This window comes from Ventrimonas faecis (assembly GCF_040096075.1).
In the GTDB taxonomy this organism is placed as follows: Bacteria; Bacillota; Clostridia; order Lachnospirales; family Lachnospiraceae; genus Brotaphodocola; species Brotaphodocola faecis.
This window is the reverse complement of sequence record NZ_JBBMFJ010000029.1, coordinates 1-17,778: the sequence shown is the minus strand read 5'-3', so window position 1 is coordinate 17,778 and position 17,778 is coordinate 1. Positions and strand designations below refer to the sequence as shown.

20 protein-coding genes, 1 tRNA gene and 2 pseudogenes are annotated in these 17,778 nt (G+C 46.3%); 12 read left to right on the top strand and 11 right to left on the bottom strand.

Annotation, left to right across the window (positions count from 1 at the left end; all coding sequences use genetic code 11):
- Positions 1–38: 38 nt before the first annotated feature.
- The 5 genes from WMO41_RS12675 to WMO41_RS12655 form a co-directional block, all read right to left on the bottom strand.
- Entirely contained in the window at positions 39–722 is a 684-nt protein-coding gene (locus tag WMO41_RS12675; RefSeq protein WP_349230062.1) for a TIGR01906 family membrane protein, read from the bottom strand.
- Positions 723–830: 108 nt separating this feature from the next.
- Positions 831–903 (bottom strand) — tRNA-Lys (locus tag WMO41_RS12670).
- A gap of 173 nt (positions 904–1,076) precedes the next feature.
- Entirely contained in the window at positions 1,077–1,385 is a 309-nt protein-coding gene (gene trxA, locus WMO41_RS12665) for a thioredoxin (RefSeq protein ID WP_177291858.1), read from the bottom strand.
- A gap of 286 nt (positions 1,386–1,671) precedes the next feature.
- Positions 1,672–2,307, bottom strand: a complete 636-nt coding sequence (trmB, locus tag WMO41_RS12660) for a tRNA (guanosine(46)-N7)-methyltransferase TrmB (protein WP_177291859.1) — start codon at positions 2,305–2,307, stop codon at positions 1,672–1,674.
- Between the two features lie 198 nt (positions 2,308–2,505).
- Positions 2,506–3,279, bottom strand: coding sequence for an ATP-binding protein (locus tag WMO41_RS12655; RefSeq protein WP_349230061.1), 774 nt, complete (start codon positions 3,277–3,279; stop codon positions 2,506–2,508).
- A 132-nt stretch (positions 3,280–3,411) separates the two neighbouring features.
- Between WMO41_RS12655 and WMO41_RS12650 the strand changes: the two genes are divergently transcribed.
- From WMO41_RS12650 to WMO41_RS12635, 4 genes are all read left to right on the top strand, one after another.
- A complete protein-coding gene (locus WMO41_RS12650) occupies positions 3,412–4,080 on the top strand; it encodes a Crp/Fnr family transcriptional regulator (RefSeq protein ID WP_349230060.1) in 669 nt (222 codons plus the stop codon).
- On the top strand, positions 4,077–5,240 hold the full coding sequence (locus WMO41_RS12645) for an alanyl-tRNA editing protein (RefSeq protein WP_349230059.1): 1,164 nt from the start codon (positions 4,077–4,079) through the stop codon (positions 5,238–5,240). The genes WMO41_RS12650 and WMO41_RS12645 overlap by 4 nt, the downstream gene beginning before the upstream one ends.
- 66 nt (positions 5,241–5,306) lie before the next feature.
- Positions 5,307–6,191 (top strand): LysR family transcriptional regulator, encoded by an 885-nt coding sequence (locus WMO41_RS12640; protein ID WP_349230058.1) that lies wholly within the window; start codon positions 5,307–5,309, stop codon positions 6,189–6,191.
- A complete protein-coding gene (locus WMO41_RS12635; protein ID WP_349230057.1) occupies positions 6,188–6,562 on the top strand; it encodes a hypothetical protein in 375 nt (124 codons plus the stop codon). The genes WMO41_RS12640 and WMO41_RS12635 overlap by 4 nt, the downstream gene beginning before the upstream one ends.
- A 19-nt stretch (positions 6,563–6,581) precedes the next feature.
- On the opposite strand, the gene WMO41_RS12630 is transcribed toward WMO41_RS12635, so the two are convergent.
- Both WMO41_RS12630 and WMO41_RS12625 read right to left on the bottom strand, forming a co-directional pair.
- Positions 6,582–7,109, bottom strand: coding sequence for a hypothetical protein (locus WMO41_RS12630; RefSeq protein ID WP_349230056.1), 528 nt, complete (start codon positions 7,107–7,109; stop codon positions 6,582–6,584).
- Positions 7,110–7,136: 27 nt separating this feature from the next.
- Positions 7,137–8,387 (bottom strand): ATP-binding protein, encoded by a 1,251-nt coding sequence (locus WMO41_RS12625; RefSeq protein WP_349230055.1) that lies wholly within the window; start codon positions 8,385–8,387, stop codon positions 7,137–7,139.
- Between the two features lie 347 nt (positions 8,388–8,734).
- On the opposite strand from WMO41_RS12625, the pseudogene WMO41_RS12620 reads away from it, so the two are divergent.
- Positions 8,735–8,977, top strand: a pseudogene (locus WMO41_RS12620) (helicase-related protein); the annotation flags it as partial.
- A gap of 13 nt (positions 8,978–8,990) precedes the next feature.
- On the opposite strand, the gene WMO41_RS12615 reads toward WMO41_RS12620, so the two are convergent.
- A complete protein-coding gene (locus tag WMO41_RS12615) occupies positions 8,991–9,365 on the bottom strand; it encodes a zinc-ribbon domain-containing protein (RefSeq protein ID WP_177291868.1) in 375 nt (124 codons plus the stop codon).
- 394 nt (positions 9,366–9,759) lie between these two features.
- Between WMO41_RS12615 and WMO41_RS12610 the strand changes: the two genes are divergently transcribed.
- Both WMO41_RS12610 and WMO41_RS12605 read left to right on the top strand, forming a co-directional pair.
- The gene (locus WMO41_RS12610) at positions 9,760–11,118 is read left to right on the top strand and encodes an MATE family efflux transporter (protein WP_349230053.1); all 1,359 of its coding nucleotides are present in this window, start codon (positions 9,760–9,762) and stop codon (positions 11,116–11,118) included.
- A gap of 24 nt (positions 11,119–11,142) precedes the next feature.
- Entirely contained in the window at positions 11,143–11,802 is a 660-nt protein-coding gene (locus WMO41_RS12605; RefSeq protein ID WP_349230052.1) for a YczE/YyaS/YitT family protein, read from the top strand.
- A 60-nt stretch (positions 11,803–11,862) separates the two neighbouring features.
- Here the strand turns inward: WMO41_RS12605 and WMO41_RS12600 are convergent, their stop codons facing one another.
- Positions 11,863–12,783: an AEC family transporter gene (locus WMO41_RS12600; protein WP_349230051.1), complete on the bottom strand. Its 921-nt coding sequence runs from the start codon at positions 12,781–12,783 to the stop codon at positions 11,863–11,865.
- Positions 12,784–13,158: 375 nt separating this feature from the next.
- Here WMO41_RS12600 and WMO41_RS12595 point away from each other — a divergent pair, with 375 nt between their 5' ends.
- Both WMO41_RS12595 and WMO41_RS12590 read left to right on the top strand, forming a co-directional pair.
- Positions 13,159–13,812, top strand: a complete 654-nt coding sequence (locus WMO41_RS12595) for a DUF4230 domain-containing protein (protein WP_349230050.1) — start codon at positions 13,159–13,161, stop codon at positions 13,810–13,812.
- Between the two features lie 14 nt (positions 13,813–13,826).
- Positions 13,827–14,480 (top strand): DUF4230 domain-containing protein, encoded by a 654-nt coding sequence (locus tag WMO41_RS12590; protein WP_349230049.1) that lies wholly within the window; start codon positions 13,827–13,829, stop codon positions 14,478–14,480.
- Positions 14,481–15,452: 972 nt separating this feature from the next.
- Here WMO41_RS12590 and WMO41_RS12585 read toward each other — a convergent pair.
- On the bottom strand, positions 15,453–15,764 hold the full coding sequence (locus WMO41_RS12585) for a Fic family protein (RefSeq protein ID WP_349230048.1): 312 nt from the start codon (positions 15,762–15,764) through the stop codon (positions 15,453–15,455).
- 36 nt (positions 15,765–15,800) lie between these two features.
- Between WMO41_RS12585 and WMO41_RS12580 the strand changes: the two genes are divergently transcribed.
- The 3 genes from WMO41_RS12580 to WMO41_RS12570 are packed head-to-tail and all read left to right on the top strand — an operon-like array spanning position 15,801 to position 17,461.
- Positions 15,801–16,502: a hypothetical protein gene (locus tag WMO41_RS12580; RefSeq protein ID WP_349230047.1), complete on the top strand. Its 702-nt coding sequence runs from the start codon at positions 15,801–15,803 to the stop codon at positions 16,500–16,502.
- 22 nt (positions 16,503–16,524) lie between these two features.
- Positions 16,525–17,220 carry a DUF6017 domain-containing protein gene (locus WMO41_RS12575; protein ID WP_349230046.1) on the top strand — a complete coding sequence of 232 codons (696 nt, stop codon included), beginning with the start codon at positions 16,525–16,527 and terminating at the stop codon, positions 17,218–17,220.
- 58 nt (positions 17,221–17,278) lie between these two features.
- A complete protein-coding gene (locus WMO41_RS12570) occupies positions 17,279–17,461 on the top strand; it encodes a hypothetical protein (protein WP_349230090.1) in 183 nt (60 codons plus the stop codon).
- Positions 17,462–17,487: 26 nt separating this feature from the next.
- Here the strand turns inward: WMO41_RS12570 and WMO41_RS12565 are convergent.
- A pseudogene (locus WMO41_RS12565) lies at positions 17,488–17,649 on the bottom strand (relaxase/mobilization nuclease domain-containing protein); the annotation flags it as partial.
- Between the last annotated feature and the right edge of the window lie 129 nt (positions 17,650–17,778).

Below are 17,778 nucleotides of genomic sequence, written 5' to 3'. Positions count from 1 at the left end.
GTCCGGAGCTTTGTGTGCTCCCGGATCCGGCAATGTTTTTATTTTTTTCTATAATACAGGATAATGAGACAAATTGCAAATACTGCGAGAACCGATACGCCGTAAGTTGCGGCAATGCGCGCGGCCGTATCCATAAAGAATGGCTCCGGAACAATGTTGATCAGAAGATCCGTGTCCGGATTTAACATCCATAAGTCATTGTTGAAGAAGATATGGTGGAAAATGATAAAATATTTATTGAAGTCTGTGGATATGATGCCCGCCAGCACGGCCAGAATCGCGAAAAACAGTGCTGAGCCTGCGCAGATCATCTTCGGCAGCACCCGGCGGATATCTGCTTTCAGGGCCACCAGCAAAGCCACGCAGGCCACAATCAGCCCAATACTGATGCGGCGCAGTAAAAGTCCGCCTACAAACAGTCCCCTTACATCCTCCATATGGGCAATCTCCCGGTCATTGAAGAATTCTCTCGGCTGGCCATTCACAATGGTCGGAACATGAAGATCTTCCCGGTTGCCCCGCAGATATGCCATCATCTCGTCTGTCACGTCCAGAAGGTCATCCATTTCCATGTGGACATCGTTTAAAACTCCATATTTCGCGTATTCTTTTTCGTAGTAGCCGGGCGTCCAGTAGGTGACAGCTTCAATAGAGGTGATGAGCAGAATGATCATCAGCGCAAAGCCGCACAGGATACCCAGAAAGTTGTGCAGAATCTTCATAAATAAAAGGTCCTTTCTCAAATGCCGTTTAATTCATATAGTAAAAATCTATATAGCAAAAAACACCGACCCCGCAGCTCTCTGTCTGCAAAATCAGTGCCTTTATAGTGCGCCTTCAGGGACTCGAACCCTGGACAAATAGATTAAGAGTCTACTGCTCTACCAACTGAGCTAAAGGCGCTTATTTATTTTTTTCTGTCCCGCTTGTGTGTTGCTGTATCAGCGGCACGGTCATTATTCTATCGCATGTCCCATCAAAAGTCAACACTTTTTTTAAAATTTTTTTTAAAATTTTTCAATTGACTTTTGATGGGGCCGCAAAGCCTTATTTTATGCGGTTTTTGCGATTTACAGCTACTGCTTAATCAGTGCTTCCAGCTCTGCCTTGCTCTGAACGCCGATGCGTTTTTCCACTGCTTCTCCGTTTTTAAACAGAATCAGGGTCGGAATTGACATTACTTTATATGCACGGGCAAGCTCCGGTGCGAAGTCTACGTTCAGTTTACCGACAATCACATCATCCTGCTCATTTGCCAGTTCCTCAACAGCCGGAGCCATCATCTTGCACGGACCGCACCAGTCTGCGTAGAAATCTACCAGAACCGGCTTTTCAGATTTTAATACCTCAGCTTCAAAATTCTCAGATGTAAATTTCTTTTCCATAAGTTACGTTCTCCTTTTCTTCCGGTCCGCCCCCGGCCTTCTGCATGCAGGGATTTTCCGCCAGACTTCCGCTTTGGAATCGCACCATCAGCATTTTTTACAGCGGTTCAGTTCCTTTTCCACTTCCTTAAAGCATTTGCACCACTTTAAAAGGCAGCGGTTTAAGGATTCCTTGTCGCAGGTAGCACAGCGCAGGCACCGGACAATTTTTTGTTTCAGCGTCATATACATCACCAGATGGGTTTTCTTACCGGTAGTATATGCAGATGAACTTTTTTCCACTCACCTAACGGCTTGCGATCAGTTTGCAGATGGGATTTCCCATAGCGGAAAATTTGGTTTCGTACTCGGTCATGACGTTGCCTTCTGCCATATCGCTGTGATGCAGATCGCGGGTGAACGCTTCAATGGTCCAGCCGGCCTCCGGAATTGCCTCCAGAGAGTAGGTGAACAGATCCTGATTATCCGTCTTAAATTCCACGCGTCCGTCCTTTGCCAGCACCTGGTCATACACCTTCATGAAATCCGGTGAAGTCAGGCGGCGCTTTGCATGGCGGTCTTTTGGCCACGGATCAGAGAAGTTTAAGTAAATCTTCTCGACCTCGCCCGGCGCAAAGATCTCCCCCAGCTCTTTCGCGTCCACACACATGAAATATATATTGGGAATCTCAAGCTCTTCCCGCTTCTGAAGCGCCCGCAGCAGCACGCTGGAGTAACGCTCAATGCCGATGAAATTCGTCTCCGGATGTTTCTGGGCCAGCTCCATGATGAACTTTCCCTTTCCCATTCCAACTTCAATCTGAATCGGGTTTGTATTGCCAAACAGATCGCAGAAATGGCCGCGGTGCTCTTTCGGATTCTGGATGACGAAAGGACTGGTCTCAATGGCTTCCTCTGCGCCCCGGATGTGGCGTAATCTCATAGTTTTTTCCTCCGTTTTGTCTGTTACTGATATATGACTGCTCTGTAACTGCAAAGATGCGGAACAGCTGCATTGCTCCCGGATTGTACAGGCAGTCATTTGCAGATACCGCATTTCTGCGGCATCTGCATTCATTCTATCATCGTGCCAGACAGTTTGCAAGGAGAAGCCGCCGGCCGGACTGAGCAAAAAGTTTCGTTAAAAGGCCTGATCCAGAATCTTTCCATCAACAGAGATCGTCACAACCTGCCACGGAATGAATTTACCGCTGTTCTGGAGCGCGGTCATGGCTGCATGCTGCAGTCCGCCGCAGCACGGAACCTCCATGCGGACAATGGTCACGCTCTGGATATCATTGTTCTGGATAATTTCGGTAAGCTTTTCGCTGTAGTCCACATCGTCTAACTTCGGGCAGCCGATCAGGGCAACCTTGCCCTTCAGAAACTCCTGATGGAAGTTTGCGTAAGCGTAAGCGGTGCAGTCTGCGGCAATCAGCAGGCGTGCCTTATTAAAGTACGGCGCGCGGACCGGAGCCAGCTTAATCTGTACCGGCCAGTTCGTCAACTGGGACTGTAAGTGGAGCGGAGCTGCCGGTGCCTCATTCTGCGCTGCGTCAGTCTCCTCGTGGCTAATCTGCCGGGCACGGCTTCCCGGACATCCCGTGAATGCTACAGCCTCCTTTGCTGGCTCTGTATGGGAAACACTGCCGTGACCAGCGGCCTGCTCCTGCTTTCTGCGCTCCATATGCGCCTTTACGGCTTCCTCATCGTAAGCCGCTGCCTCACGCTCCACAAAAGTGATGGCACCGGTCGGACAGGTCGGCAGGCAGTCGCCCAGGCCATCGCAGTAGTCGTCCCGCAAAAGCTGTGCCTTTCCATCTACAATACCAATTGCTCCCTCGTGGCAGGCATTGGCACAGATGCCGCAGCCGTTGCATTTCTCCTGATCAATGTGAATGACTCTTCGAACCATAAAACTCTTCCTCCTGATAAAAAATAAATATGTGAATGTTCTTTTCGCGGTTTCTTGATTGTACAAGCTGATTATACTATAATGAATCTGATAAATATGTTGTTTCAACAACGTTTTAAGAAAGGTGGCGCTATGGATTATCAGTTTCTCTCCCGGACGGCGCTGTTTCAGGGCAGCGAACCGGATCAGGTAAAAGAAATGATGAAGTGCTTTTACGCAAGGGAAAAACATTACCACAAGGGCGAGATTGTCCTGTATATGGGAGATCTGGTAAAGGATCTTGGACTTGTGCTGTCGGGAAGCGTGACCATTGAGCGGGATGACCTGTTGGGAAACCGCAGCATTTTCGGTCATGCCGGGCCGGGACAGATCTTTGCGGAAACCTATGCCTGCGTTCCCGGGGAACCGCTCATGGTGAATGTGGTGGCCGACGAGGAAACGGATATCCTGTTTCTGGATATTGGCCGGGTACTGACCACCTGCCAGACCACCTGCACCCATCACAGCATGCTGATCCAGAACCTGCTTCTGGCATCGGCCCGCAAAAATCTCGGTCTTTCCGAGCGGATCATGCATACATCACCGAAGTCCATCCGCGGACGGCTGGTTTCTTTCTTTTCGGCCCAGGCGGCCAGACAGGGAAGCCAGAGCTTTTCGATTCCCTTTAACCGCCAGCAGCTGGCCGATTATCTGGAAGTGGACCGGAGTGCGCTGTCAGCGGAACTTGGCAAAATGAAAAAAGAAGGACTGCTGGATTTCTGGAAAAACCAGTTTGTGTTAAAAACAAAGGAGGACAAATGACAAAGAAATTATATTATGAAGACAGTCATCAGGACAGCTGTCACGCAACGGTACTGTCCTGCGAGTGGAATGAAAAAAAACAGTGCTATGAGGTGGTTCTGGACCAGACCGTATTCTTCCCAGAAGGCGGCGGCCAGTACGCAGACACCGGTGTTCTGGGCGGCGTGAAGGTACTGGATGTGCAGGAAAAAGGCAATCTCATCATCCACTACACAGATGGAGAACTGCAGCCCGGCACAGAGGTGGACGGAAGCATTAACTATGAAGAGCGTTTCTCCAAAATGCAGCAGCACACGGGAGAGCACATCGTTTCCGGCATTGTGCACCGCACCTTCGGATACGATAATGTAGGATTTCATCTGGGCCAGGAGCTGGTGACCATGGATTTTAACGGCACCTTCACACCAGAACAGCTCCAGCAGGTAGAATACGAAGCCAACGAGGCAGTAGTGAAAAACCTTCCAATCGTTGTCACCTATCCGTCCAAAGAGGAACTGGACCAGCTGGATTACCGCAGCAAAAAGGAACTGAGCGGCCAGATTCGTATCGTAGAGATTCCCGGATACGATGTCTGTGCCTGCTGCGCGCCCCACGTAAAGCTGACCGGCGAGGTCGGAATCATCCGCCTGATCGATGCTGTAAAATACAAAGGCGGCACCCGCGTGACCATGGTATGCGGCTTTCGCGCCTTGAAGGACTACCGCATGAAGGAAGACAATATGCGCGAAATCTCCCGCCAGCTCTCCGCCAAACCGGAAGAAAGCGCCCAGGCCGTACACCGCCTTCAGGACGAGGCACGCATGTGGAAAGAAAAACTTGTCCGCGTCCAGATCCACGCCATGGAGCAGATTCTGGATAACCTTTCCGGGGATGTGGAAAACTATTTTCTTTTTGAAGAAGATGTGGATAAGAACGTGGCACGCCGCTTCGTGGATGAAGGAAAAGGCAAATGCCACGGTATCTGCGGAATCTTCCTTGGAAATGATACAGATGGCTACCGCTACATTCTCGGCAGTGAATCCGTAGATTTAAAGGTATTTTCCAAAGGTTTTCATGAAACGCTTGGCGGCAAAGGCGGCGGCAAACCGGAGATGATTCAGGGAACCGTGACCGGTTCGGAAGAAATGATCCGGACCTATATGGAATCTGCCTTAAAATAAGAATTAACGTAACTGTGAGGGTACTGAACAGTTACGAATTAACGAAAATAATCCCGGAGGACGTTCATGAACAGTCTGGAAATACAGTATTTTCTCACCATTGTCAAATATGGCAGCTTTACCGAAGCTGCCCAGGCACTCTCTGTCAGCCAGCCAGCCATCAGCAAACAGATCCGGCAGCTGGAGGCGGAGCTTGGCTGCAGCCTGTTTGCCCGCTCCGGCCGTGCACTTTCCCTGACCGAAGCCGGACAGGCATACCATGCCTACTTTCAGCAATGCCGCTTTCAACTCGACCTTCTGAAAAACCGGCTGGAAGGACAGAAAAAAGACGGCACCATCATCATCCAGGTGGCATATCCGGACGATGTGGATCCGTCTTATTTCCGTGATAAAATTCAGGCTGCCGCAGCTTCTATGGAAAAGCCGGTCCGGTTGGATTTTTCCTGTTATCCAGAAGGAGAACTGGCAAATCTGCTGAACGATGGGAAAGCTGACCTGATTCTGACTGGCATCCGCCCGGATGAAGCGGGCCATCCACTGTCCGTGTACCCATTTCCCGAGGTTCCGCATGTTCTGCTTTACGCATCAACCCGCCCCGAAGCCCCGGACATTTCCGACTTCCGAAACGACACCTTCCTGTTTTCCGAAGCCGATACCTCCCTGCAAAGCAGCCAGAATCTCTACCCGCTTTTCCAACGCTTCGGTTTTGCACCAAAAATCCGTTTTGCAGCCAATTTATCCACAATTCTGGACCTGACTGCACAGGATGAAGGGGTATATCTCACCCATGCCTGGTGCCGCGGCTGTAAAAATCCGGAATACCGGACGCTGGTGCTGCCATCCACGAAAAGATTTTATCTGGCCTGCTGCAAAACAGACCCCAAAACGGAAACCGCCGCACTATTTCACCAGCTCATAAAAAGCTCTTGCAGGATAACTTATCTTACATGAAAGACTTCACCGGCCTGACCGCTGCACAGAAAGAAACCCTTGGCAAGGCTCAGGAAGAGTTAAACCGCATCCCGCTGATCCCGTGCACCACCTGCAACTACTGCGCAAAGGTATGCCCGATGGAGATCGGCATCTCCGGTTCCTTCACCGCCATGAACTACTTAACCCTCTACGGTGACAAGGCAAGCGCCCTGCATCAGGAGAACTGGCTGGTAGGCGGCCACGGACTTGCGATCCGCATAGTTTTTCTTCAGTCTGCGGACCCAGTCATTGCCCTCATCGCCAAACTGTCCCGCCACAATTTTGATTCCAGCCATCCTATTACTCCTGCTTTGTCCGCTTTTCCTTCCATGCCGCCCCTCGCGGCATAACCGCTATTCTGCCCTTAGACTACCACGCAATCTGTAAAATGATCTGCAGCGCATAACATACAAATGCCAGCAGCACCGTCGGTACAATGAATTTCAGTCCCTTCACAAACTCATCGCACCGTCTGTGAAGCTTCACCAGATTCCCATTCACCGTCTCCCGGTACAGCGCAATGAGGCGCAGTCTTGCTGCTTCCTCCTCCATCTCTTCCAGGTGCTCTCGCTGCATAATCTCCGGGTCCATCCGGGCAATCTGCTCTGGCTGCAAAAGCCGCATGAAGAACACCAGCACATAGGCATACGCCCCCATCACTGCAATACAGCTTAGAATATACAGCGCCGACACAAACAGCTGCAGCCTGTCCTCCGGCTTTACCAGCTGGGAAATGCCGTTAAACAGCCCAATGATAAACACAAACAGGAAACCGCAGAACGTGATGGTGATGTACACCTTGTTGTCCAGCTTGTTGCTGCGGTCAAACTGGTTTTCGTATTCCGTCATCAGGCTGGTAAGTTCCAGCTGGCTGCCGGTATTTTCCATTTTATTCATATAATCACTCACTCTCTAATCCCTTTGTTATAATGTATATTTTGTTCCTCGTCCATTTCCAATTACCCGGACACAGCCCTTTTCTTTCAAATGTTCAATTAATCGCAATGTTTTTGATTTTTTCATACCTGTACGTTTTGCAATTTCACTGCTGGACAATTGACCTCCCTGCCCCAGTTCATTTATGATTTTTCGTTCATCACTCGTTACCTGGTACTGGCTGTTGAGCACAGGCAATACCACACTGATTACATTATCTGTAACCTCAAACTTCGGTTTTATCAATGCATTTCTGTATGAATACTGAATACGCCGGATACCTGTCCCAAACATCTCTATATACTGCAGTCTGAAAAACAAATTTCCCAAAATTGGATTTCTCAAACAGGAAATCTCTCCATTCAAATACTCGTCCGCTGTAATTTCTTTCGGCAGTCCACCTGGTGATTTGATCTCAATTCTGTCTTTAAACATGAGAATACGAATATGTGCCGGAATACTCCAGTCCCGATGAACCAAAGCATTTGCAATCGCTTCACGATAAGCTGTTTCCGGGATCAGGTCCACTTTTTTCCGTTCTATTTCGTTTATTTCCTCATACTGGTAATACCGTTTTATCATATTAACAGCCGCATCATATTGTTTCAGTATCGATATACGTGAAAATGTTTCCCTGTCCATAATTTCATTAATAGAACTTCCGAAACGCGCCATATCAATTCCATAAAATGTATTCTCATCCGAAAGCAATGCCGCCGCATTATTGTATTCCCTGTTCTTTGTATAAAAGCCAAGTGTACGCAGTACATCTTCTGAAACGGTCTGGATTTCCAACTTTTCTATCAGTTTTTTGCTCAATTCTTCAAATCTCAACGTCTGTTTTTCCGATGGCAATTCCTCAAAGTACAGATTACTGCCTTCCAGAACCAGCCTTTTTAATTCAGCCTGATCTACCTCAATGGATGCGGTATCACTTCTTCTATACGCTTTGCCTTTATATAAATATGGTTTATACGCTCCTTCCCGAACGGTAAGGCAAATGATATTCTTTGAAGTATCAACTTTCATTTCAAATTCTGGTTTAGGTGAAATACTATCATTGATTCGGTTTTCTATATCGATACATACCGTCTCTGGATGTTCAATACCACATACCGATCCATCATCGTTAATTCCGAACCAGATTTCGCCATCTCCAAAATTACTGTACGCACTGACTGTTTTTAAAAATGTGTTTGTAATTGTAGATTTAAATTCCAGATTCTTTTTTTCTTTCACAATAATCACCCTGTCCGTTTTTCTTTATCATATCATAAATGAAGCGCAAATGGAACGTAAAATTTTACGTTCCATTTGCGCTTCATTTATTGTCTATTTGCAATCAGCATGTCCACCAACTCCACAGCTCGTCATCATCGCGGCTGCTGTCAGCAAAACTGCAGTCATGCCGCACACAAATCGTTTCATTCCTCATTCTCCTCGTATCTCAACCTCATATGGTTTTATTTTTTATTGAAAAGTAAATGAAGAACTCCATCCGTTCTTGTTATCTTTTCCACTTCATGATATTCTACCAATGACACGATAACAGATAAAGGAGCCTATTCCTTATGAACGTTTATACTTTAAACCTGACCGCCGCGGACATCGTCATCCACTTCGATCCATGGTGGAATGTAGCCGCGCAGAATCAGGCTACTGACCGCGCACACCGGATCGGACAGGAAAACACCGTGACAGTTTACGAACTGATTGCGGAACACACAATTGAAGAACAGATCCAGAAACTACAGAAAAGCAAACAGGATCTGGCCGAAGAGATTCTATCTGGTGAAAGCATCAGCGGCAGATCATTATCAAACAGATCTGCCACCCATTTTTCTAAAACCGTTTCCCGCACTTCGGGCAATACTCAAAATCTTCTGCCGTTTCATACCCGCAGTGACAGCAGCGCCGGTATCCGTATCCACTCCGGCCCTGATTTACCAGCGTCAGATGCTGTGGCAGAATCTCCACCTGCTCCCCACGGGCAATGCCTTTTCCAACTTCTGGATCCAACTCATACAGAGTATTACAGCAACTCATCTGCACGTAATAATGCCGGTTCCATTTGAAGCATGGAATAAAGAACAGCGACAGTACCGTATAGGTCATGAATACCTGATACCGCCCGTATTTTCCGCATACTCCGCAGATTACAGTCTGTGTGAAATCAAGCTGCTTTCTTCCGTCTGTAATTCCCATCATAAAAAACATAATGTCACACTTTCTTTTCTCGTCATGATGTAGTTCTCGTGACGTTGTCACTCGATTGCCTCGCCGTTCGCCATAACCATGCAAGCATGCTTCTGGCTCTCTTGCGCTCGTTCTCGTGACTCGCGTCACTCAATTGCCTCGCCGTTCGCCATAACCGTGCAAGCACGTTTCTGGCTCTCTTGCGCTCGTTATATTATAGCTGTTTTCCACGCACAAACGCAACCTCATTTTAGAGCATGGTCCATATTGTAAATCAGCGCCTCGATTTCCTTTTTATTTTTTATCTTTTCGGTATTTTGTCATCTATACATTTCTTCCTACCTGTTTTATAATACATCAGGTTTTATCACTGACTACATTATGATTTCAAAACGATACATACAAGGAGACTCTCATGCAAAAGAATGAAGTAAAAGATCTGACCGTCGGATCTCCGATGAAGCTGATCCTAGGTTTTGCAATTCCAATGCTTTTTGGATTCCTGTTTCAGCAGTTTTACAACATGGTGGACACCATCATTGTCGGCAAATGCCTGGGCGTGTCGGCTCTGGCAGCGGTTGGATCCACGGGTTCCATCAACTTTATGATCATCGGCTTCTGCACCGGCGCCTGCAGCGGCTTCGCGATCCCGGTGGCGCAGAAATTCGGTGCCGGTGATTATGAAGGCATGCGAAAATTCGTGGCCAACGCCGGATGGCTGTCCGCCGTATTCGCAGCCGTCATGACCACCATTGTCGGCTTCCTGTGCATGCACATTTTACAGTGGATGAATACGCCGGAGGATATCATCCAGGGTGCCTATGATTACATATTTGTAATTTTCCTTGGAATTCCAGTCACATACCTTTACAATATACTTGCAGGCATTATTCGAAGCCTAGGCGACAGCAAGACTCCGGTCTATTTTCTGCTGCTTTCCTCTCTCATGAACATTGCCCTGGATTTCTTCACAATCCTGGTGCTGGGCATGGGAGTCCGCGGACCGGCACTGGCCACCGTCATTTCCCAGGGAATCTCTGCCGTGCTCTGCCTGATCTATATGATCCGGCATTATCCGATTCTTCATATGAAACAGGGAGAATGGCAGCCGGACAGCCGGATGCTTCGTGCCCTCTGCGGCATGGGCATCCCCATGGGCCTTCAGTATTCCATCACGGCCATCGGAAGTGTCGTGCTTCAGACAGCGGTAAACTCCCTTGGTTCCATGGCTGTAGCGGCGGTATCAACCGGAAGCAAGGTTAGCATGTTCTTCTGTTGCCCGTTTGACGCACTGGGCGGCACCATGGCAACCTACGCAGGCCAGAATGTCGGCGCTAAGAAATTAGACCGCGTAAAAGAGGGACTGAAAGCCGCAAGCCTGATCGGAATTATTTATTCTGTAATTGCGTTTGTGATCCTGTTCTTTGGCGGCAAATACATTGCGCTCCTCTTCATGGACGCAGACCAGACCGAGATCATCGGCCGGGTAGCCATGTTCCTGACTGGAAACAGCATGTTCTATATCCCGTTGACCTTTGTCAACGTCGTCCGCTTCACCATCCAGGGAATGGGCTTTTCCACGTTTGCGATCCTTGCCGGAGTCTGCGAGATGGCAGCAAGATCTCTGGTGGGATTCTGTCTGGTTCCGGTGTTCGGATTTCTTCCGGCATGCTTTGCCAGCCCGCTCGCATGGATCTTCGCGGATGCATTCCTGCTCCCGGCCTTCTTCCACTGCATGAAAAAACTGAAGGTGCTGTTCGGGGAAACCGCATAAACAAAAGATAAGGGGGATTTTCAGATGTCAACACTGATCAAACGATACTTTTTCTTTATCCTGGGACTCATCATCAACTCTTTTGGTGTCGCGTTCATCACCAAAAGCGCCCTTGGCACTTCCCAGATTTCCAGCATTCCTTATGTGCTGAGCCTGAAATTTACGAACCTGTCCTTTGGACAGACCACATTTTTATTTAATATGCTGTTCATCATCATTCAGATCCTGATCCTGAAAAAAGACTTTCGTCCCATCCAGTTTTTACAGGTCTTTGCCAATATCCTGTTCAGCTTCTTCATTGATGTCAGCATGACTCTGCTAAGCGGCCTGAACCCGCAGACCATTCCCCTGCGCACCCTGAGCCTGCTTGTTGGCTGCGCAATCCTTGCTGTCGGCATCAGTGTTGAGGTTGCCCCAGATGTCATCAAAGTCCCGGGCGAGGGCATCGTCCACGCCATGGCCAAAGTGTCCGACATGGAATTCGGCAAAGTCAAGATCCGTTTTGATGTGACTCTGATCATCATTGCCACGATCCTGTCCTTCCTTTTCTTCCACCGGTTAAACGGAATCGGACTGGGGACTATTATTTCTGCCGTGCTGATCGGACCAATGATTTCTTTTGTAAACCGTTACCTGCCGGGGATTGGGAAAATCCGGGCATTGGGAGAGAAAACAACCAGATAAATTATTGAAAAAAATGGCGAGTCAGTTTTTTGCTGACCCGCCATTTGTATGATAATTCCGTCACAGTTTCAGAATCAGAAGTGCCAGCGGGGTCAGCAGCGGAATTGTGACTGCAGACAGCACCGTGGTAATCATAAAGCCTTCCGTGGCATAGAATACATCCTTTCCATATCGCTCCGCAAACATGATGGTCATGGCCCCCGCCGGGCATGCCATTGCGATAAACACCGTAAACGCAACCGTGAAATCAACCCGCATCAGGAACAAAATTCCAAGGCCAATGATCGGAGATGCCACCAGTTTCAAAAAGCTGATCCAGTACAGACGGGTATTCTTCAAACTCTTTCGCACATCTCCCTGGGCCAGATTTGCCCCGGCAATGATCATGGCCAGCGGCGTATTCATGCTTCCAATCATGCGGACCGGCTCAGACAGCGTCGTTGGAAGCCGGATCTGAAAGATAAAAAAGATCAGGCCAAACACCACCGCAACAATCGTCGGCGTAAAGAGATTCTTCCAGACATCCCGCAGTCTTCCCCGATCTCCCATCAGCCAGACGCCATGCGTCCAGAACAGAACATTGAAAACTGTGACGTAAGCCGTCATATAAAAAACGCCCTCAGTCCCCAGAATTCCATTGATCAGCGGGATTCCGATAAATCCGCAGTTTGAATAAATCGCGGTCATTTTTTCGATCTGCTGCCGTGCCGGATCCCCTTTCATGAAAATCTCAGCCAGGATAATGCAGACGAAAAATGTCACAAACGAAACAAATAAGGTCTGTAGCAATCCATAAAAAAGCCTGGGCTCAAAGTCCATCTGATACGACTGAAAGACTAAAAGCGGTGACACCAGCATCAAAAGGACATTCGAAAAACTCTTCGTTGACGTCTTATCAATCAGCCCGGTCTTATACGCCAGCACACCCGCCAGCAGAATCACCGCCATCTCTATAATCTTTTCTAAAACAATTCCAGCCATCTGACTTTCCTCCTTCTGTATGACCCATCTGCTTCTATTATGAATGAAAATGAAAAAAGCAGCAATGATTTTCTTCATCATTGCTGCCAAAAATAACTCAAGACTTCTCTCATCCTTGGACAGATGAAATGCTATATAAGAAATACGACCTAACCCCAGAAGAAACTGACTACATAGAAAAAACAATCAAATCAATGGAATGATAACAAGGCTCAGAGGTCAACCGGCTTCTGAGCCTTCCTTTTTGCCTTGTATTATCTGTCGAAAGATGGTAAGCTGACAATGTGAATTGTGATATTCTTCCAATGTTCTTCCGCAGAATTTACAATCGCTGTTATGAGAACAGGGGTTAACCCTACAAAGGAGAATGAGAGCATGGAAAAGACAACTATACCAGAAGAAAAGCTGGAAAAGGCGGCTGAGACAGGGGACAAGGCAAAGAAGAAAATTCCGGAGAACAAGAAGTTTCTTGCAGTTGTAGCGGGCATAGTTCTGGTTTCGATTGTAGCAGGGATACTGGTAGTTCCCAAAATACTTAGCAGTTCAAAGCCAGAACCAGAAGTAATCACGGTATCCACATTGGAAAAGATAATCAATGTGAGTAAGCTTTCTACATTCACCGCCGTTTACAACGGCATTGCACAGGTGATGAACGAGAAGAAGCCTGAGGAAACGGACTACTATGTTTCATACGAAGCAAGGGTAAACGCTGGTATCGACTTTGAAAAGATTGAAATTTCAGTAGATAGTGAAGCAAAAGCAATCAACATTGACATTCCGGAAGTGTATATCACGGAAGTCAATGTAGATATTTCTTCGCTAGATTTCATCTTCTATAACAAGAAAGCCAATACATCCACAGTCACCCAAGAGGCATTCAAAGCGTGTGAAGAGGATGTGCGGAGGGAAAGCGAGCAACAAGCCGCAATCTTTGAGTTGGCGCAACAGAACGCTGAGAATGTACTGACAGCCCTAACCAGACCAATCGTTGAGCAGTTAGACTCAGAATACACATTGGTGATTGATTGAGGAGGGGCGTAACAATGAAGAAAATCGTTAGCGTGATACTAGCTTTAGTAATGGCATTCATGTGTGCATCCTGCGCCGCTCCCGCTGAAGAAGAGCCGTTGAACATGGAACCACAAGTATCACAGATGAAAGCGATCTGTGAGTTGGCAGTAATGGATTGTTACTATCATAATGTGGCAAAGTTTACAGAGGAAGACGCCCAAGGGATGCTATGGTGGAAAAAGGACAAGCATTTCTGGATAGAGTATAGTGGCGTTGTAAAACTGGGCATAGATGTATCTTTGGTCACCGTTGAAATCGAAGATACTAAAGTAACAATTACCTTGCCAGAAGCGAAAGTTCTTGGTTGTAAAGTTGACTCTGCTTCCCTTACCAAGGACTCCTTCATCGTGGACAAAGACTCTGCTGATATTGAAGCCGAAGATGAAGTGAAGGCGTTTGAAGTAGCTCAAAGCAAGTTAGAGGAAACGGCGTCCAGCGACAAAGCCTTGTTAGCGGGAGCCCAACAACGAGCGCAAGACCTGCTCGACGGCTACATTTCCAACATCGGAACCGCCGTTGGAAAAGACTACTCCATCAAGTGGATTTATGTAGATGCTAACGGAAATTCCGTTAGCACCTCTACGACCGAACCAGAACCCGAAGCAACGCCAGAAGCTACCGAATAATCTCAAAGAGGCTCCACTTTTTCCGGGTGGAGCCTCTTTTTTGTTTCTAAATGAATAAATCTACATTAGATTAGTCTAACCATACTCCGGGAACACAAAAGGGAATTGGGAGTTTATTTTTCAAGCAGCCAATCTATGACATCGCCATAGTAGCTACCCCCGTCAATCATAATAACTTTTGGCCTTTTGGTTTTTCTCATTGCGATACCTCCACATGTTTAGTCTGCTTCTGCAATCTGCAGAAACAACAAAAGCCCCATGATGATTTTTCGTCACCATGAGGCTATGTAAGTATCATATGAATTTTATCTAACGTAGGTCTTTGTTGTTGGATTTCTAACTTTTCACATTCCGGATTTCTAACGCCTTTAGAAATTTCGGTCCGAATCTGACAGATTATGCACCGGAGAACCCAGAAAAACACCGGTTAACACGGAACCATGCGCCTTTTTTAGAAGTAGTGCTCTGACCTGGCTGTTTTACCCATTAGAAAAGCACCCTGTTTTTTTAGAAATCAACTAACGGACTTCTATCTTTGTTAGAAAAAAAGCGGAAGATTCTTTTAAAATCCTCCGCAATAATGGTCTGGCGTCCCTGACTGGAGTCGAACCAGCGGCCTTTCGCTTAGGAGTTCATCCTGGTACAGAAAACAGCTTGCATTCTATGTCAACCAAAGTCATTCAAAGCCTTGATTTTACTGCTTTTTCTGTCAATTTCAGAAAAGATAAGAAAACCTGTTTTCATCTGAAGAATTACAGTTTGGGTGGAAAAATGGTGGATTTTCCACCATTAGGGTAAAGCCAACCTGTTCCTTCCAATTATAAATGATGACTACCATTACCTGACATTTTACAGTAATGATTATTTGGTTTTCTTATTAGATCTATGTCTATTATACCGTGCTTGCGGTCAACTGTCGACAACAACTTGACCGCAAATGCAGTATTTTTTCTTGCCTTTACACTGGATACCTTATATGGTTTTCGGACGGGTCTCCAGTTCAACATGGGCTCTAATCAATGCTTTGAAAATATATTCATACAACGCATTGAAATCATTCTCTTTGTCGGCAATTTCTAATGCATTATAATATTCTTCTTTTCTCTCAACATCAATATAGAACGGTGGCATACCATAGCGGATCAGCATTTTAATCATAAACCCTCTGCTTGTTCGCCCATTTCCATCTGGAAACGGATGAATAACCGTAATCCTATGGTGAATATCTGCAATTAATTCAATGATTTGGCTTCTGCTCAGCTCATTCGATTTACTTTCAAGCAACGACAGCGTGATGAATTATGTGATGCGATTGATGCGGTGCTGAAGCAGAAACCAAAGAGCTTTGATGGCTTTGTTCAGGCTCTGACTGACATGGGATTTGAGTTCAAGGATGGAAAGCAGCCTGCGTTCAAGGGTAAGAATCAGAAGCGTTTCATTCGGCTGCGTTCCCTGGGCGAAGGATATAGCAAAGAGGAAATTCAAGCTGTTATCTCCGGCAAGAACCTGCACAAATCAAAAGGCAGCTCTGCCAAGGCTCCTGCCCCGAAGCAGTTTCAGATGCTGATTGATATTCAGGCAAAGATGGCCGAGGGCAAGACGGTCGGTTATGAAAAGTGGGCGAAGAAGTTCAACCGAAAAGAAGCTGCCCGAACGGTAATCCTACTGAAAGAAAAAGGCGTGGACAGTTATGAAGATTTGGTTGCCCTTACGGATAAGCTGACTTCTCGCTTCTCTGAGCTTTCCGATTCCATTAAGGCGGCTGAGAAACGGATGGTTGAGATTGGAGCATTGCAGACGCACATCAATAATTACTCCAAGACCAGAAAGACCTACGAAGCATACCGCAAGTCCGGGTACAGCAAAAAGTTCTTTGAAGAACATCGTGACGAGCTGATGCTCCATAAGGCGGCAAAGCAAGCCTTTGATCAGTTGGATGGGCAAAAGGTTCCTTCCCGTCAGGCTCTGCATGAGGAATTTAACCGGTTGTTGGTTGAGAAAAAACAAGCCTATGGGATGTAGTAATAAAAAAGCCATTTCCATAATGAAAGAACTGGATATAGAATCTGGAATTGGACTCATTGAAAAGAAGCGCCAGGGACAGGGAAAACCAACCATGATCTATCTGAAACAGTTTATGATCCAGGATGCTCAGAAGTGTAATAATTACATTTCTGGAGAAAAATCAGCAATTTCAGAAGTGAAGAATTTACATGTCTTGAAGTGTAAAAATGACATGTCCAGAAGTGAAGAAATTACACATCCAGAAGTGAAAAAATTACACACTAATAAGAATAATATAAATAATACTGAGTTAAGTAATACTGAATCTAATCATATCATATCGGGAAATGATGGGATGGGATTCGATGTGGAAGCATACACGGAAATAATCAAAGAGAATATTGAACTGGATATTCTCTTAGAACGGTACCCTTATGATAGAGAACTGCTGACAGGTATCTTTGATCTGATTCTGGAAACTGTTCTTTGTAAGAATAAATCCATCGTTGTTGCATCCAGTGAGTATCCGGCGGAATTGGTCAGAAGCAAATTTCTAAAACTGAATATGTTCCATGTGGAATATGCGATGGACTGCATAAGAAAGAATACCTCAAAAATACATAATATCAAAAAATATCTGCTGGCGGCATTGTTTAATGCACCGAGTACCATCAGCGGCTATTATCAGGCAGAAGTAAACCATGATCTGCCGCAGTATGCCGCAAATGATAAATAATAATTGGCTGTTCGATCAGCAGCTGGGAAATAAATCAGAAAAGAGGAGGATGCATAAAATGTTAAAAATATTTGCAAAATTGATTGTATTGCCAGTAATGGTGATTTTGATTGCTTTATCTTTTACAGTCAGTATCTTATCGAAAATACATTATCTGGCAGCGGTTTTGATTAATGCAATTTTCATAATGTGCGCAGTGATTGCTTTGACATTGCAACAGTGGGTACGCTTCTTAGGATAAACAGTTCTTTTCTGGCGCTCCCGATACGGCTTCGGTGTAATAATTGACAGTCCGTGTTCCAGGCAAACCATATCACTAAGTCTTTGCACCGCCAGACCAGAAAGAAAGAAGTTTTTGAATTTCCGTGTGGCATCCAGCGAGGTGGAATTATAAATGATATGGTTGTGAATGTGGGATTTGTCGATATGCCAATCACATAGGACACAACATTTGTAAGCAGATTTCCAAGAACGCAAATCAGAGAGTATGAGAAAATCTCTGTAAATAAGATTCTTCTATGATAATTAAGAGCGATAAGCTTGTGAATCAGGCTTGTC